Origin of the sequence: Paraburkholderia sp. GAS38 (genome assembly GCF_050434965.1) — a bacterium.
Taxonomy (GTDB): Bacteria; Pseudomonadota; Gammaproteobacteria; order Burkholderiales; family Burkholderiaceae; genus Paraburkholderia; species Paraburkholderia phenazinium_A.
This window is the reverse complement of sequence record NZ_JBNDJO010000007.1, coordinates 264,287-279,649: the sequence shown is the minus strand read 5'-3', so window position 1 is coordinate 279,649 and position 15,363 is coordinate 264,287. Positions and strand designations below refer to the sequence as shown.

Below are 15,363 nucleotides of genomic sequence, written 5' to 3'. Positions count from 1 at the left end.
CGGAACACTATAGTGTTTTTTATTCATCAATGGAATAGCTGAAGCGCGCTTCGCTGTGCCAGTCATATCCCGCTCGATTAGGGATTTCTCGCACATCACGCAGTGGAACAAAACAGCCCTGTCGCCATCTACTGATTTCATTCAACGGAATTTTTTCTATTCTTATACCGCCAAACGGAATTTGCATTTGACGCCATGCAATTTGGCTAGCTAGAGTCGGCCCCATCAGACGTTTTGTCGATTCAGCCGGTGTCCACGCACCGAAAGGCCAGACCATGTCGTTCCTCACGCTCACGGACGTAGCGAAATCGTTCGGCGATCTGCAGGCCGTCGCCGATGTGAACCTCTCCGTCGAAAAAGGCGAGTTCGTTTCGCTGCTCGGTCCGTCCGGTTGCGGCAAGACCACCACGCTGCAGATGATCGCGGGCTTCGTCGAGACCACGCGCGGGCGCATCACGCTCGACGGCCGCGACATCACCCACACCAAGCCGAACCAGCGCGGCCTCGGCATCGTGTTCCAGAGCTATGCGCTGTTTCCGCACATGAGCGTGGCGCAGAACGTCGGTTTCGGCCTCGAGATGCGCGGCATCGACAAGGCCGAACGCAACGAGCGGGTGCGCGAAGCGCTGGCGCTGGTGCGGCTCGATACGCTCGCGCATCGCTTTCCGCGCGAACTCTCCGGCGGCCAGCGGCAACGCGTAGCGATTGCGCGCGCCATCGTCATCGCGCCACCGGTGCTGCTGCTCGACGAACCGATGTCGAATCTCGACGCCAAGCTGCGCGAGGACATGCAGTTCGAACTGCGCTCGATCCAGCGCAAGATCGGCACCACCACCATCATGGTCACGCACGACCAGTCGGAAGCGCTCTCCATCAGCGACCGCGTGGTGGTGATGGAAGCCGGCCGCATCACGCAGATCGATACGCCCTACCGCGCGTACGAACGCCCCGAAAACCACTTCGTTTCGCAGTTCATCGGCAAGGCCAACATGCTGCCGGGCACGATCGTCGCGCGCGACGGCGACGCCATCCGCATCGACCTCGGCCATGACGTCGCCGAAACCGGCCACACGGCGCAACTGCCGCAGAAGGAACGCGTGGTGAAGGTCGGCGACGCCGTCACGCTATGCATTCGCCCCGAAAAACTGCGGCTCTGCGCACCGGGCGCGGGACGTCTGCCCGCCACCGTCACAAGCCGCTTTTTCCTCGGCAGCCAGTGGCTCTACCGGGTCGATTCGAAGCTCGGCGAGGTCATGGTGTGCTGTCAGAACGAAGGCACGGAGCCGCTGGCGGAAGGCGCGGCGGTTGGCGTCGACTGGAACAGCGACGCGATCCGTTTCGTGCAACGGGAGGCACGTCATGGCTAGCACGCTACCCCTCGGCAAGGAAGCCGGCAAAAAACCGGGCAAGGAACAAGGCGAAGACGGCCACACCCACGAGAGCGACAACGGCGGCAGCGGCCCCCGCGACGACAGCGCCCGCAGCACGCGGCGCGCGCCGTGGCAGGCGTTCCTGCCGCTGTGGCTGATGTGCGCGCCGGCCTTCCTGCTATTCGCGGCGCTGGTGCTGATTCCGCTTGCGATGACGCTGGTACTGAGCTTCTACCGCTTCGATCCCGCGAGCGGTCCGATCGCCGCCTTCCAGTTCGGCAATTACGCGGAGGTGCTGAAGTCCAGCTACTTCCATACGATCTTTTTGCGCACCTTCGGCATTGCCTTCCTGACCACCTTACTGTGCGTCGTGATCGGCACGCCCGAAGCCTACGTGCTCTCGCGCATGCGCGATCCGTGGCGCTCGCTCTTTCTGCTGGTGATCCTCGCACCCTTGCTGGTCTCGGTGGTGGTGCGCGCGTTCGGCTGGAGCATGCTGCTCAACCCGAATGGCCTCGTGAACCAGGCCTTCGCGCTGGTGGGTCTCGGCCCCTACAAGCTCGAATACACGACCTTCGCGATCGTCATTGCACTGGTCCACGTGATGCTGCCGTTCATGGTGATTCCCGTGTGGACCGCCCTGCAAAAGCTCGATCCGCAAACCGAAAACGCCGCCCTCTCGTTGATGGCCTCACCCGCCACCACGCTGCGCCGCATCGTATTGCCGCAACTGACGCCGGGCATCCTCTCCGGCAGCCTGATGGTGTTCGGCCTGTCGGCGAGCGCCTTTGCGATTCCCGGCCTGCTCGGCGGACGGCGCCTGAAAGTCGCCGCTACTGCCGTCTACGACGAATTCCTCAGTTCGCTGAACTGGCCGCTCGGCGCCACCATCGCCCTGCTGTTGCTGCTCGCGAACCTGATCGTGATGCTCACCTACTACCGGCTGCTGGAACGCAAGTACGCCCGGAGCATCGGCTAACCCGACGCGAACACGAGAACCTCAAGATGAGAAAAAACGGCCCTCTCGCGCTGATCTTTCATGCGCTCGTGATCCTGTTCGTGCTCGCGCCGCTGGCGATCGTGGTGCTGGTCGCCTTCACGCCGGACGAGACCCTGACGCTGCCCACGCATGGCTTTTCGTTGCGCTGGTTTCGCGCAATCCTCGACTATCCCGACTTCATCTCGGCCTTCTTCAACAGCCTGAAGCTCGCCTTCGCCTCGGCGACGCTGTCGCTGATCGTTGCGCTGCCGGCGGCGCTCGCCATCGGCAGGGCACGGTTTCCGGGGCGTGGGTTTTTGAACGGACTGCTGCTCTCGCCGCTGGTGATTCCCGGCCTCGTGCTGGGCATTGCCTTGCTGCGCTTCTTTGCGCTGATCGGCGCCACGGGTTCGTTCGCGTGGCTGGTCCTCGCGCACATGATCATCATCACACCGTTCGTGATGCGGCTGGTGCTCGCCTCGGTGAGCGGCCTCGACCGCAGCGTCGAACATGCGGCCGCCTCGCTCGGCGCCGATGCGTGGACCACCTTCCGCCGCATCACCTTTCCGATGATCCTGCCCGGCATCACGGGCGGCTGGCTGCTCGCCTTCATCAACAGCTTCGACGAGCTGACCATGTCGATCTTCGTCACCTCGCCGCAAACCGTCACGCTGCCGGTGCGCATGTACATGTACGCCACCGAATCGATCGATCCGATGATGGCCTCCGTCTCCGCGCTGGTGATCTTCATCACGGCCGGCGCGATGCTGCTGCTCGACCGCGTGTATGGACTCAACCGCATTCTGATCGGCCAGCACTGATGACTTCCCCTGACCTGCCCCGTATGACACGCCCTCCGCATGCGCCTGATGCTGCGTCCGTCAGCCCCGCTGCGCTTGCCGAACCCGGTCCGCAATTCGTTAGGGTTGCTGAGTTGCATCGTGAGCCGCTCGCTTTCGTTCTGGATGGCAGGGACGCCACGGCGCTCGCAGGCGACACCGTACTGACCGCGATCCTGATGCAGCAACGCAGCGTGCGCCACAGCGAATTCAGCGGCGAGCCGCGCGCCGGGTTTTGCCTGATCGGCGCCTGCCAGGACTGCTGGGTACGCAGCGAAGACGGCACGCGCCTGCGCGCCTGTTCGACCTTGCTCGCCGCCGGCATGCGCATCGTCACGCGTAATGCTGTCGTAGTCGTAGCCGCCAACGCCTCAATGGACCCGATGGCTTCGGCATCCCCCGCATCCGACGGAGTCGCGCCATGAACGACCAACGCCGCGTCGTGATTGTCGGCGCTGGACCGGCCGGCGTGCGCGCCGCCGAAACGCTCGTCGCGGCGGGAATCAAACCCGTCGTGCTCGACGAGAACGCCCGCTGGGGCGGCCAGATCTATCGGCAGCCGCCCGCCGATGCCGGCTTCGAGCGCTCGAAGCAGACTCTCTACGGTTTCGAAGCCCGCAAGGCCGATGCGCTGCATGCGACCATGGCCGCCCTGCTGCCGCATCTCGACTACCGTCCCGACACGCTAGCCTGGGCCTGCGCGCCCGGCCGACTCGATACGCTGCACGCAGGACGCGAAACCGGCGTGCCGTTCTCGCATCTGATCATCGCCAGCGGCGCGACCGATCGCATCCTGCCGGTGCCCGGCTGGACGCTGCCAGGCGTCTACACGTTAGGCGGCGCGCAGGTCGCGCTGAAGTCGCAAGGCTGCGCGATCGGCCGGCGCGTCGTGCTGGCCGGCACCGGACCGCTGCTCTACCTCGTTGCTTACCAATACGTCAAAGCCGGGGCACATGTCGCTGCCGTCCTCGACACCAGCGCGCTCTCGCAACAGATGGCCGCGGCGCCGAAACTCGCGCTCCAGCCGGCCACCTTTGCGAAAGGCCTCTACTACGTCGGTTGGCTGAAGACACGTGGCGTGCGGATCGAGCGCAACGTGACGCTCGTCGGCATCGAGGGCGGGCGCCACGTCAGCGGCATCATCTGGCAAGGTGCGCGCAGCGGCGCGGCGAACGAGACGCTCGACTGCGATGCCGTGGGCCTCGGCTTCGGTCTGCGTCCGGAAACCCAGCTCGCCGATCTGGCCGGCTGCCGTTTCCGCTTCGATGCGCAAAACCGCTGCTGGCTGCCCGAACTCGACGCCGGCGGGCGCAGTTCGGTGCCGGGCATTTACCTGGCCGGCGACGGCGCGGGCATCGCCGGCGCCGATGCCGCCGAACTGGCCGGACGCCGCACCGCCCTCGCCTTGCTCGACGATCTCGGCGTCGCCCATCCGCGTGGTCAAGGCATGCCCGACGTGGCCACGCTCGATCGTCGCCTGCAACGCATCGCCGTGTTCCGTGCGGGCCTCGAAGCCGCTTTCGCGCCACCCGCGCGCGCGGCCTCGCAATGGCCCGACACAATGACCGTGTGCCGCTGCGAAGAGGTCGACGCCGGCACGCTGCGTCAATGCATCCGCAGTGGCGCAGCCGGTGAGATCAACCGTCTGAAAGCACTGACGCGCGTCGGCATGGGCCGTTGCCAGGGCCGCATGTGCGGCGAAGCGGCGCTCGCGCTGCTCAGCACGGAAACCGGCAAGCCGCTCGAGGCGGTGGGCCGGCTGCGCAGCCAGCCGCCGGTCAAACCGATTCCCATGTCGCCCGCGCTCTATACCGAGGGCGTCACCGAGATTCCCGAGGACGCCCGCGATGAATAAACCCGTGCACTACGACGTCGCGATTGCGGGCGGCGGCCTGGTGGGTGCGTCGAGCGCGCTCGCGCTGGCGAAAAGCGGCTTGCGCGTAGGTCTGTTCGAGCGCCGCTTCTGCGGCGCGCAGGCGAGCGGCGTCAACTACGGCGGCGTGCGCTGCCAGGGACGGCCGGTCGAACAGATGCCGCTCGCCATGCGTGCGCGGCGCGTGTGGGATCGCTTGCCCGAGCTGATCGGTATCGACGGCGAGTTCGTGGTCTCCGGCCATTTGCGGCTCGCCCGCAGCGAGGCCGATCTGGCCGCGCTCGAAAGCTGGGCGCAGATGGCGCGTCAACACGGCCTCGATCCGCAACTGATCAGCGGCGAGACGTTCCGCCGCCGTTATCCGTGGCTCGGCGCGGCGGCGATCGGCGGCTCGCTGTGCGCCAGCGACGGTCACGCGAACCCGCGCCTCGTCTCGCCGGCCTTTGCGCGCGCCGCGCGGGCGGCCGGCGCCGAGGTTCGTGAGCAGACCGAACTGACCGACATCCGCCACGACGGGACGCGCTTTCACCTGAGCGCGGGCGACCTGCGCTTCACCGCCGACTGGTTGATCAACTCGGCCGGCGCATGGGCCAATAAGGTCGCCGCGTCATTCGGCGAGACCGTGCCCCTGAAGCCGATCTATCCGAACATGTGGGTCACCGAGCCCTTGCCGCTCTTTATCACGCACAACCTCGGCGTGTATGGCGGCGGCATCTACGCGCGCCAGGTCGCACGCGGCAATTGCGTGGTCGGCGGCGGTCGCGGTCATGGCGACGGCGAATACGGCCAGCCCTCCACCGAAACCACCCGCGCCGTGATGCGCGACGCCTGTGCCCTGTTGCCCGCGCTGCGCGACGCCCTGCTGATCCGCACGTGGAGCGGCGTCGAAGGCGAAACGCCGGACAGCAATCCGATCATCGGCGCGAGCCGCACCGTGCCGCGCCTGCTGCACGCCTTCGGTTTTTCGGGCGGCGGCTTTCTGCTCGCGCCCGGTGTCGGCGAAGTGCTGGCCGACCTGGTCGTCCACGGCTCGACCGCCACACCGCTCGAGGCGTTTTCGATCGAACGCTTTACGTCCGTCCCTACCCCTAGCTTGCACGCTCTCTAGTCAAACCCAGGAGATCCACCATGAAATTGTTCAGAACGATGGCCGCGCTCGCCGCCTTGTGCGCATTCGGTGCGGCCGCGCCGGCGTGGTCGCAGACCAAGACGATCTATATCGGCATGAACGGGGGCCCGATGGAAAAGGCCTATACGAGCCAGGTGCTGCCCGACTTCGAAAAAGCCAACAACGTGAAAGTGGTGGTGGTGCCGGGCACGTCGTCGGACATTCTCGCCAAGCTGCTCGCCAACAAGGCGAATCCGGGGATCCACGTGGTGTTTCTCGACGACGGTGTGATGGCGCGCGCGGTCAGCATGGGCGTCTGCCAGAAGCTCGATGACGCACCCGTGCTCAAGGAGCTCTACCCGTTTGCGCGCATGAAGGACGATATGGGCGCGGGCGTGCAGCTCGGCATGACCGGCATTGCGTACAACAAGAAGCTGTTTGCCGAAAAAGGCTGGGCACCGCCCACCTCGTGGATGGACTTCGCCGATCCGAAGTACAAGGGCAAAGTGGTGTTCCAGTCGGAGTCGAGCAGCACGTTCGGACTGCACGGTTTTCTGGCGATCAATCGTCTGATGGGCGGTAGCGAGCAGAACGTCGAGCCGGCCTTCACGAAATGGTCCACAACGGTGGGGCCGAATGTCGCCGAGTATGTGCCGAACTCGGCGAAGATTTCGGAAATGGTGCAGACGGGCGAAGCGGGTCTGTTCCCGCTGACGCCGACCGGCGTCAGCGATCTGCAGGACAAGGGCCTTCCGGTGGCGTATGTGAATCCGAAGGAAGGTCCAGTGCTGCTGCTGGTCGACCTGTGCGTGGTGAACAACAACTCCGACCCGGCGCTCGCCCAGAAGCTCGCGCAATTCCTGCTGTCCGCCCCGGCGCAAACCAAAGCGGCCGATGCCGGCAAGCAGATCCCCACCAACCGTCTCGCGAAGATGCCTGCGGCGATGCAGCAGAGCCTCGGCAATATCGACGATCTGCTGCACAAGGTGACGGTGGTGGATTGGGATGCGATCAATGCGCACCGCGCGCAGTGGGATACGCGCTGGAACCGGCAGATCGAGCAGTAAGCCCGACGCGCCTCGGTTCGCCGAGGCGTGCCCCGATAGGCTTCAGTTCACCTCAGTTCACCTCAGTTCACTTCACGACGGAGAGCGTGACCGCGAGCCAGATCGCGCTCACGCCGCCGAGAAACAGACGCCGGGCGACGCGGATTCCGGCGTCGCTGGTTTCGGTTTCGACCGGGCGGGTTGCCGTCCACGGCACGAGGCCGAGGCAGGCGAAGCCGCCCAGTGCGAACAGCACCACCAGCACGTCGGTGAATCGCCACGGCGCGGGCTCATGGACGCCCCAGTAGCCGAGATACACGATACCGAACGAAAACGCCGTCGCCGACGCCGAACTCAGCGCCACCACCGACCCTGTTGGACTCGGCATGATGCCCTCCTGTCGCCCACCTGCCGCCGCAGCGCGGCTTGAGCGATTCTACCGCGTGGCGTGCGCCGCCCCGAGCAAGGCGCCGTGAGACGCGGCCAACGGTCTATGCGGTACGCGCCTCGCGTGCCTCATAGGCCTTCAGGTGGTTATAGGCGATGCGCAGCAGCGACAACCCCGCGTCGCGCTGCTGTGCCGAACCGCCGCGCTGGATCAGGTCGCCGAGAATATGGTCGGCCTCGGTGCGGGAATGGTTCTCGACGTCGCGCAACATCGACGCCGTCAGCGGCGAAGGCGTGAAGAGCGTCTGATTGGCGCGGGCGTCGAAATGCGGCCCCATCGTAAAGCCGTTGTGCTGCGCGATTGCGCGGCATTCGCCCAGCACGCCTTCGATCGCGCGACGGCCATCCGGTGCGCTGAGAATATCGGCCACCGCGCCGCGGAACAGGCAGGTGCTGGCGGCCAGCGTCGCGAGGAACACCCACTTTTCCCACATGCTCAGCAGGATATGGTCGCTCGGCAGGACGTCGAAGCCCGCGCCCGACATCTGTTCGCCGATCTCCCGCACCCGGGCCGACAGGCCGCCTTCCAGCTCGCCGAAGGAGACCGCATGCATTTCGTTCAGATGGACGATCTCGCGCTCGCGATTGAGCGTTGCCGCGATCACGCATTGGCCGCCCAGCACGCGCGGCGCACCGAACTTTTCTTTCAGGACATCGATATGACGCATGCCGTTGAGTAGCGGCAGGATCAGCGTGGACGGACCAACGAGCGGCTCGAACGACGCGATCGCGTCGTCGAGGTTGTAGGCCTTGCAACTCAGGATCACCAGATCGAACGGCTCGACGGAGTCGCCCGCCTGCACGGTCTTGGGGTCGCGCAGCGTGAAGTCGCCACGCGGACTCTTGATGACCAGCCCCGCGCGACGCAACTCTTCGGCCCGGCCCGCTCGCACCAGAAACGTCACGTCACGCCCGACCTGGGCCAAACGCCCGCCGAAGTAACCGCCCACCGCACCTGCACCTACAACCAGAATTCGCATCACATTGTCTCTCGGGAGGAGTTGTTGTTCCGCTCACGGGCGCCGTGCCGCCTCCAGCCGGAAAGAACCGGAAGGACGCGGGACGCGAACCGGGCATCTGCGTCAATGTAGCAAAAAATCCCGGTTTGCACGGGCTTGCCCGACGGCGCTCCTGCGTGCGCGTCAAAGTCTCGTCAAAGAATTTCGAGCGCCAGTGCGATGCCTTGCCCACCGCCGATGCACAGCGTGACGATGCCGCGCTTGAGTCCATCGCGCCGCATCGAGTGGATCAGGCGTGTGGTCAGCACTGCGCCGGTCGCGCCGATCGGGTGGCCGTGGGCGATCGCGCCGCCTTCGACGTTGACGAGTTGTTCCGCCAGCCCAAGCTGGCGCAACACCGCAATCGGCACGGCGGCAAAGGCCTCGTTGATCTCGACGCGCTCGACATCCTTCAACTGCCAGCCCGCGCGAGCGAGCGCCATCTGCACGGCGGGCACCGGTCCGAGGCCGAACATGCCGGGCTCGACCGCCGCGACACCGTAGGCGACGAGCCGCGCAAACGGTTCGATGCCGTGTGCCTCGGCAAAGCCGCGCTCCGCGACCACCATGGCGGCGGCGCCGCTATTCAGACCCGGCGCGTTGCCGGCGGTAATCGTGCCGTCGGGGCGAAACGCAGGGCGCAGCCGCGCCAGCGTTTCGACGGTGGTATCGGCGCGCGGTTGCTCGTCGCGTGCGAAGTGCTGCGGGCCTTTGCGTCCTTCGATGGCGACGCTCACCAGTTCGGCGTCGAACCGGCCGCTCTCCTGAGCCGCCACGAAACGCTGCTGCGAACGCGCGGCCCAACGGTCCTGCGCATCGCGGGTGATGTCCATCTGCGTCACGAGGTCTTCGGTGTGCCAGCCTGAATGCTCGCCGGAAAACGCGTCGACGAGGCCGTCGCGCAGCATGCTGTCGTGCACCTGCGCATTGCCCATGCGGTAGCCCCAGCGGCCGCCGTCGAGCAGATACGGCGCGCGGTCCATGTTCTCCATGCCGCCCGCCACCGCCGCGTCGCCGAGGCCCAGCCAGATTTCCTGGGCCGCCGACGCAATGGCCTGAGCGCCCGAGCCACAGACGCGGTTCACGGTCAGCGCGGGCACCGCGACCGGCACACCGCCGCCGATTGCGGCCTGACGCGCCGGGTTCATCTTGTTGCCGGCCTGGATCACATTGCCCATCACCACCGAGGCCAACTCGCCTGCGGCAAGACCGCTGCGGCTCAACGTCTCGCGCACGGCAAGCGCGCCGAGGGCGGTGGCCGGCACGTCTTTCAGCGTGCCGTTGTAAGCGCCAATCGGCGTTCTCACAGGATTGCAGATCACTACGTCTCGCTTGCTCATCATCGTCTCTCCTATTCAAGTAACGCTTGCCTGCGCCGCCACTGCCGCGTCAGTTCGCGGCCAACGCAGGTTGTGCATCCCATCCCCCGCCCAGCGAGCGGTACAGCGCCACCGCCGCCAGCGCGTGCTCGCGCTTCGCCTGGTTCAATGCTTCGGAATCGCGCAGATACGCCTCTTGTGCAGCCAGTACGTCCAGGAAGCTCGACGCGCCGTCCTTGTACAACTCGGTGGACAACCGCAGCGCGTGATTCGACGCATCCAGCGCGCCGCCGAGACGGTCCACCTGCACGGCATCGTTGACCAGATCGCTGCGGGTGTCTTCCACTTCCTTTAGCGCCTGCAGCAGGGTCTGCTGCAGGCCGAGTTGCGATTCGCGCATCTTGCTTTCGCTCTCGTCGATGCCGGCGCTGATCCGGCCGGCGTTGAAGATCGGACTCGTCGCGTTCAAGGCGGCGCTGAACAGGTTGTCGGTCAAGGTGGGCAAGCCGAGATACGACGAAGCCAGCAGGCCGTCCGCGAGATTCAGCTTGAACTGCGGATAGCGCTGCGCCTTCGACACCCCCACCTCGGCCGCGCGCTGTTCGACGCTTGCGTAGGCAGTGCGCACGTCGGGCCGGCGCAGCAGCGCTTCGGACGGCAGGATCTGCGGGACGCTTTGCGCCGGCGCCGGAATGTCGCGCGCCTCGGTGAGCAGCAGGTTGCCGACGCTCTCCGGCGTACGCCCCGAATACACGGCGATCAGGCTGAGCTGATGCTGGATCCGCGAATTCACCTGCGGAATCTGCGCCTGCAGATCCTGCAACTGATTCTGCGCACGGGCGACGTCGAGCTGCGTCGACAGGCCGTAGTGCAGCCGCTCCTGCGTAAGCTTGAGCGCGCGACTGCGGATCTGCTCGTTGTCGTTCAGGATCTGCAGTTCCGACTGCGCCCAGCGCAGGTCGATATAGGCAGAGGCCGTGTTGGCCGCCAGGGCGAGCCGCAATTCGCTCAACGCGGCTTCGCGGCCCGCGACCTGGGCCTGCGCGGCCAGCACCGCCAGCCGTTCGCCACCGAACACGTCGGGCGTCCAGCTCGCCGCCACGCCGACGCCCGCCTGGCGCACATAGCCGAGCGGCGGCGGCGCGTTGAGTCGCTCATCGGTCGCCGTCGCCGTGGCGTCGAGCTCGGGCAGCAACACCGAACGCTGCTGCGTGGTAATCGCTTGTGCCTGCTTGACGCGCTCGACTGCGGCCTGCACATCCAGATTGCCGTTCAACACGGACTCGACCAGTTGATGCAGCACCGGGTCGCCGAAACGCGCCCACCAGGCGTTCGCATCCACGGTGTCCTGCGGCGCGTCGACGCTCCACGCCGCGGGCGCGACGGCCTGCACGACGTGCGGCAGGTCCGCATGCGTTTCCGGCTGAACGGCACAGGCCCCCAGCCCGAGCAGCAGAAACGCGCTCACACCAGTTTTGGCGACGATCGATTTCATATCGTTATCCTTATGAATTCATCAATGAGCGTCGGGAGGCGGTGTGCTCAAACCGAACGGCCGCGAAAACGCCACGCTCAGCAAACCCACCACAAAGCACAGCGCCACCGCGAGAAAGGCGTCGGAGAAGGTCAGCACCAGCGCTTCGCGCATCAGCAGCGAATGCAGCAGGTCGAGGCCCGCATGGGTCGCGTTGAGCGTATTGCCGCTTATCTGCGCAAGACGGCTGGACTGCTGCTGCAGCAAGCCTTCGACCACCGGCCGCCCGGCGGTAAGGTGTTCGTCGAGGCGCTCGTAGTGCAGATTCAGGCGGTCGTTGAGCATGGTGCTGCTTACCGCAATACCGATCGCGCCGCCCAGGTTGCGCATCAGATTGAACAGGCCGCTCGCCGAGCGCAGCCGCGACGGCGGCAGCGAGCCGAGCGCCATGGTCACGATAGGCGGCACGCAGAATTGCTGGCCGATGCCGCGCAAGGCCTGCGGCAGCAGCAACTCCTGCCAGCCCCACTGACTGGTCAGGGGCACATAGAGATAGCAGCCCAAACCGAAGCACACGAGACCGAACACCATCAGCCAGCGCATGTCGATCACGCGCGCCAGCGTCGAATAAGCCGCCAGCGCCAGCAGTTGAAAGCATCCCACCGAGAGCAGCGCCAAGCCGATCTGCAACGAATCGAAACCGCGCACACGGGCGAGAAACACCGGCGTCAGAAACACCGAGCAGAACAGCCCTACCCCGGTGATGAACGACAGCAGGCTGCCGATGCCGAAGTTGCGGACCGCCAGCGCGCGCAGATCGACGATGGGCTCTCTGGCCGTGAACGCGTGCACGATGAACAGAAAGCCGCAAATCGCCGAGATCCACGTGCACAGCACGATCACATCGTCGCCGAACCAGTTCTTGCGCGGCCCTTCTTCGAGTACGTATTCGAGGCAGCCGAGAAAGCCCGACATCAGCAGGATGCCCAGGTAATCGCCCTTTTTGAGCAGCGACAGATCGACCTCGTCGATGTGCACGAACTTCGGCACCATCAGCGTGACGAACACGCCCGGCACGAGGTTCAGGTAGAACAACCAGTGCCAGGACCATTGCGACGTGATCCAGCCGCCGATCACCGGGCCGATGGTCGGCGCGAGCGAAGCGAGCGCGCCGATGGTGGTCGAGGCGATCAGCCGCTGTTTGCCGGGAAACAGCACGAACGCGGTCGTGAACACCGTGGGAATCATCGCCGCGCCGAGGGCGCCCTGCAGACCGCGGAACAGGATCATCGAGTTGATGTCCCACGCGAGGCCGCACAGCATGCTCGTGATCGTGAAGCCGAGGGCGGAGAACGCGAACAGCCAGCGCGTCGAGAACACGCGCGTGAGCCAGCCGGACATCGGAATCACCAGAATTTCCGCGATCAGGTACGAGGTCTGCACCCACGACAGCTCATCCTGACTGGCGGACAAACCACCGCCGATATCCCTCAAGGAAGACGCGACGATCTGGATATCCAGCGTCGCCATGAAAAAGCCGAGGCACATCAGCGCGAACGCGAAGGCCTTGGTGCGGGTCGGCTGATCGGCGGGATTGAGCGGTGGGTGGGTCATGGTCGGTCTGGACTTGGCGAAGGCGAAGGCAAGCGCGGGGGGGCTCGGCGGCTTGGCGCGGTACGACGCGTTATGGCGCGGTGCTGCCGTTACGAACGCGCCGGCTCGTTGCCGGTAGCGCTGTTGCTGCTACTGCTACTGCCGCTGCCGCCGTCGAGATGAACCTTGACGGTCGCCGACAAGCCCGGCCGCAGCACGCCCTGCATCTCCTGCGGCACCTCGAGGCGAATGCGCACCGGCACGCGCTGCACGATCTTCGTGAAGTTGCCGGTCGCGTTCTCCGCGGGCAATACGCTGAAGGTCGCGCCGGTTGCGGGAGCGAGGCTCTCCACCACGCCGTGCAGCGACTGGCTGGAGGCGTCGAGCGCGACGTCGACCGGATCGCCGACGCGCATCTTCTTCAACTGGTCCTCCTTGAAGTTCGCATCGACCCACAGCCCGGACGACGGCACCACCGTCAGCAGCGACACACCTGTGCTGGCGAGCAGCCCCAGCTGGGCGGTGCGATTGCCGATGTAGCCATCCACCGGCGAGCGGATCGTTGTGTATTCAACGTTCAACTCGGCGACACGCTGCGCCGCCTGCGCCGTCGCGACGCGCGCCTCGGCCGCGCCGATCTGCGCATCGAGCACGCTGATCTCGCGTTGCGCGGCGAGCAGCGCCGCGCCGCTGCGATCCACTGCGGCGTGCGCCTTGACGAGGTCTGCATCGGCCCGCTCGACGACCTGGTTCGACACCGCCTCGTCCTTGACGAGCTCACGGTAGCGTGCCTCGTCCTGCGCGCTGCGCGTCAGCTCCGCACCCGAAGCCTTCACCTCGGCGGCTTGCTCGTTGATGGTCGCCAACTGCAGCGACTTCTTCGCCTGCAACTCGGTGACCGCGGCCTGCGCGCTCTGCACATCCGCGCGCGCCTGAGCGAGACGTGCGTCGTAATCGCGCGCGTCGAGCCGGATCAGCACCTGCCCGACCTGCACATGCTGGTTGTCGTGCACCAGCAGGTCGGTGACGAAGCCGTTCACCTTCGGCGCCATCACCGTCACGTCCCCGCCGACGTAGGCATCGTCAGTGCTTTCGACAAAGCGGCCGACGACAAACCAGTACGACAGCGCGGACGCCAGCACCACCAGCACGACGATCACCGCGAGCAGCATCCACGGGATGCGGCGGGCCGGTTTGGCGACACCGGCGGCGCCAGCCGGTGCAAGAGTAGAAGGAGTCGTGGACATGATTGGGTGTGCGTATGCACTAAATAATGGTCAAAACAGGCGTGAAAGGCACGCCAACCCTTACCTGCTATTCCGCTAAGTCAGGCTTTCGTCATCGCAAACAATTCGCTACGCAACGAGGCTGCGCGTTCGACGCCGAAGCGCCGCTCGAACGCTTCCTGCGCCGCGTGCCACCGAAGGCGCGCCGCGACGAGCTTCGTCTCACCGGCCTCGGTCAGGCTGAGCGCCAGTTCCCTGCTCTTCACTTCCGTGCTGCGACTCAGCAACAGGCCATCGCGTTGCAACGGCTGCAGCGCACGCACCAGCGTGGTCCGCTCCATCACCATCTCATCGGCCAGTTGCTTCATCGTCATGGGCGCCGCCCGCTTGATGCGCCTCAGGATCGAGAACTGCGTGATCGTCAGGCCGACCTGCGCCATATGCCGGTCGTACAGTTGCGACACGTAGCGGGCCGCCTGGCGAATCGCAAAACAGTCGTCATCGGGTAGCGCCTGCATATCGTCCATGAGTGTCCCGAAACCGAGTGCATACACACTTATTAGGGCAAAATATTACCGCCAACCTTACAGCGATTCACAACATCATCCGTCCGCGCGCTCACTCGGCCGTCATGCCGAACAGCTCTGCGCGTAGAGCTTTGGCCCGGGCATGGCCGAATTTGCCTTCGAACTCGGCCTGCGCATTCCGCCACGCGGCGGCCGCCTGGGCAAACGTCGTCTTGCCGCTCGCCGACAAGCTGAACAGATAAGTCCGGCCATCGTGCTCCGACGCTTCGCTCACCACCAGGCCGTCGCGTTGCAACGGTTTGAGCGCGCGCACCAGCGTCGTACGGTCCATCACCATGGCGTCGGCCATCTCGACCATGGTGGCAGGCGCGCGCCGTGCCAGCTTCGCCATGATCGTGAACTGCGCGGCCGTCAGCCCCACCTCGCCCAGATGACGCTCGTAGATCTGCGTCACGTAGCGCGCGGCTTGCCGCAGCGCGAAGCAATTGCACTCGTCGTAGGTAAGAGGACCGTTCATGCGAGGCAGTATATGTGTGCGTACACACAGAGTCAACAGGCAAGGAA

16 protein-coding genes are annotated in these 15,363 nt (G+C 65.6%); 7 read left to right on the top strand and 9 right to left on the bottom strand.

Annotation, left to right across the window (positions count from 1 at the left end):
• Positions 1–19: 19 nt before the first annotated feature.
• The gene (locus P3T42_RS18955) at positions 20–277 is read right to left on the bottom strand and encodes a hypothetical protein (RefSeq protein WP_429306896.1); all 258 of its coding nucleotides are present in this window, start codon (positions 275–277) and stop codon (positions 20–22) included.
• Here P3T42_RS18955 and P3T42_RS18950 point away from each other — a divergent pair.
• The 7 genes from P3T42_RS18950 to P3T42_RS18920 are packed head-to-tail and all read left to right on the top strand — an operon-like array spanning position 276 to position 7,236.
• Positions 276–1,367, top strand: a complete 1,092-nt coding sequence (locus P3T42_RS18950) for an ABC transporter ATP-binding protein (protein ID WP_429306895.1) — start codon at positions 276–278, stop codon at positions 1,365–1,367. The two genes, P3T42_RS18955 and P3T42_RS18950, sit on opposite strands and share 2 nt — an antisense overlap.
• On the top strand, positions 1,360–2,349 hold the full coding sequence (locus P3T42_RS18945) for an ABC transporter permease (protein WP_429306894.1): 990 nt from the start codon (positions 1,360–1,362) through the stop codon (positions 2,347–2,349). The genes P3T42_RS18950 and P3T42_RS18945 overlap by 8 nt, the downstream gene beginning before the upstream one ends.
• Positions 2,350–2,375: 26 nt before the next feature.
• Positions 2,376–3,170 carry an ABC transporter permease gene (locus P3T42_RS18940; protein ID WP_074296163.1) on the top strand — a complete coding sequence of 265 codons (795 nt, stop codon included), beginning with the start codon at positions 2,376–2,378 and terminating at the stop codon, positions 3,168–3,170.
• A 23-nt stretch (positions 3,171–3,193) separates the two neighbouring features.
• Positions 3,194–3,613 carry a (2Fe-2S)-binding protein gene (locus P3T42_RS18935; protein WP_083640378.1) on the top strand — a complete coding sequence of 140 codons (420 nt, stop codon included), beginning with the start codon at positions 3,194–3,196 and terminating at the stop codon, positions 3,611–3,613.
• Positions 3,610–5,043, top strand: a complete 1,434-nt coding sequence (locus tag P3T42_RS18930; protein ID WP_429306893.1) for an FAD-dependent oxidoreductase — start codon at positions 3,610–3,612, stop codon at positions 5,041–5,043. Before P3T42_RS18935 ends, P3T42_RS18930 begins: the two co-directional genes overlap by 4 nt.
• Positions 5,036–6,169: an NAD(P)/FAD-dependent oxidoreductase gene (locus P3T42_RS18925; RefSeq protein WP_074296165.1), complete on the top strand. Its 1,134-nt coding sequence runs from the start codon at positions 5,036–5,038 to the stop codon at positions 6,167–6,169. The genes P3T42_RS18930 and P3T42_RS18925 overlap by 8 nt, the downstream gene beginning before the upstream one ends.
• 20 nt (positions 6,170–6,189) lie before the next feature.
• Entirely contained in the window at positions 6,190–7,236 is a 1,047-nt protein-coding gene (locus P3T42_RS18920) for an ABC transporter substrate-binding protein (protein ID WP_074296166.1), read from the top strand.
• 67 nt (positions 7,237–7,303) lie between these two features.
• Here P3T42_RS18920 and P3T42_RS18915 read toward each other — a convergent pair whose 3' ends face one another.
• The 8 genes from P3T42_RS18915 to P3T42_RS18880 form a co-directional block, all read right to left on the bottom strand.
• Positions 7,304–7,603 carry a hypothetical protein gene (locus tag P3T42_RS18915; RefSeq protein WP_429306892.1) on the bottom strand — a complete coding sequence of 100 codons (300 nt, stop codon included), beginning with the start codon at positions 7,601–7,603 and terminating at the stop codon, positions 7,304–7,306.
• A gap of 103 nt (positions 7,604–7,706) precedes the next feature.
• On the bottom strand, positions 7,707–8,642 hold the full coding sequence (panE, locus tag P3T42_RS18910; RefSeq protein ID WP_074296168.1) for a 2-dehydropantoate 2-reductase: 936 nt from the start codon (positions 8,640–8,642) through the stop codon (positions 7,707–7,709).
• A 173-nt stretch (positions 8,643–8,815) separates the two neighbouring features.
• Positions 8,816–10,000 (bottom strand): thiolase family protein, encoded by a 1,185-nt coding sequence (locus P3T42_RS18905; RefSeq protein ID WP_429306978.1) that lies wholly within the window; start codon positions 9,998–10,000, stop codon positions 8,816–8,818.
• A 49-nt stretch (positions 10,001–10,049) separates the two neighbouring features.
• Entirely contained in the window at positions 10,050–11,474 is a 1,425-nt protein-coding gene (locus P3T42_RS18900; protein WP_429306891.1) for an efflux transporter outer membrane subunit, read from the bottom strand.
• Between the two features lie 21 nt (positions 11,475–11,495).
• Positions 11,496–13,067 (bottom strand): DHA2 family efflux MFS transporter permease subunit, encoded by a 1,572-nt coding sequence (locus P3T42_RS18895; protein ID WP_074296170.1) that lies wholly within the window; start codon positions 13,065–13,067, stop codon positions 11,496–11,498.
• Between the two features lie 89 nt (positions 13,068–13,156).
• Complete coding sequence (locus P3T42_RS18890; RefSeq protein WP_429306890.1) at positions 13,157–14,293, bottom strand: HlyD family secretion protein; 1,137 nt, start codon at positions 14,291–14,293, stop codon at positions 13,157–13,159.
• An 80-nt stretch (positions 14,294–14,373) separates the two neighbouring features.
• Entirely contained in the window at positions 14,374–14,790 is a 417-nt protein-coding gene (locus tag P3T42_RS18885; protein ID WP_429306977.1) for a MarR family winged helix-turn-helix transcriptional regulator, read from the bottom strand.
• Positions 14,791–14,890: 100 nt separating this feature from the next.
• The gene (locus tag P3T42_RS18880; RefSeq protein ID WP_074296172.1) at positions 14,891–15,316 is read right to left on the bottom strand and encodes a MarR family winged helix-turn-helix transcriptional regulator; all 426 of its coding nucleotides are present in this window, start codon (positions 15,314–15,316) and stop codon (positions 14,891–14,893) included.
• Positions 15,317–15,363: the final 47 nt, after the last annotated feature.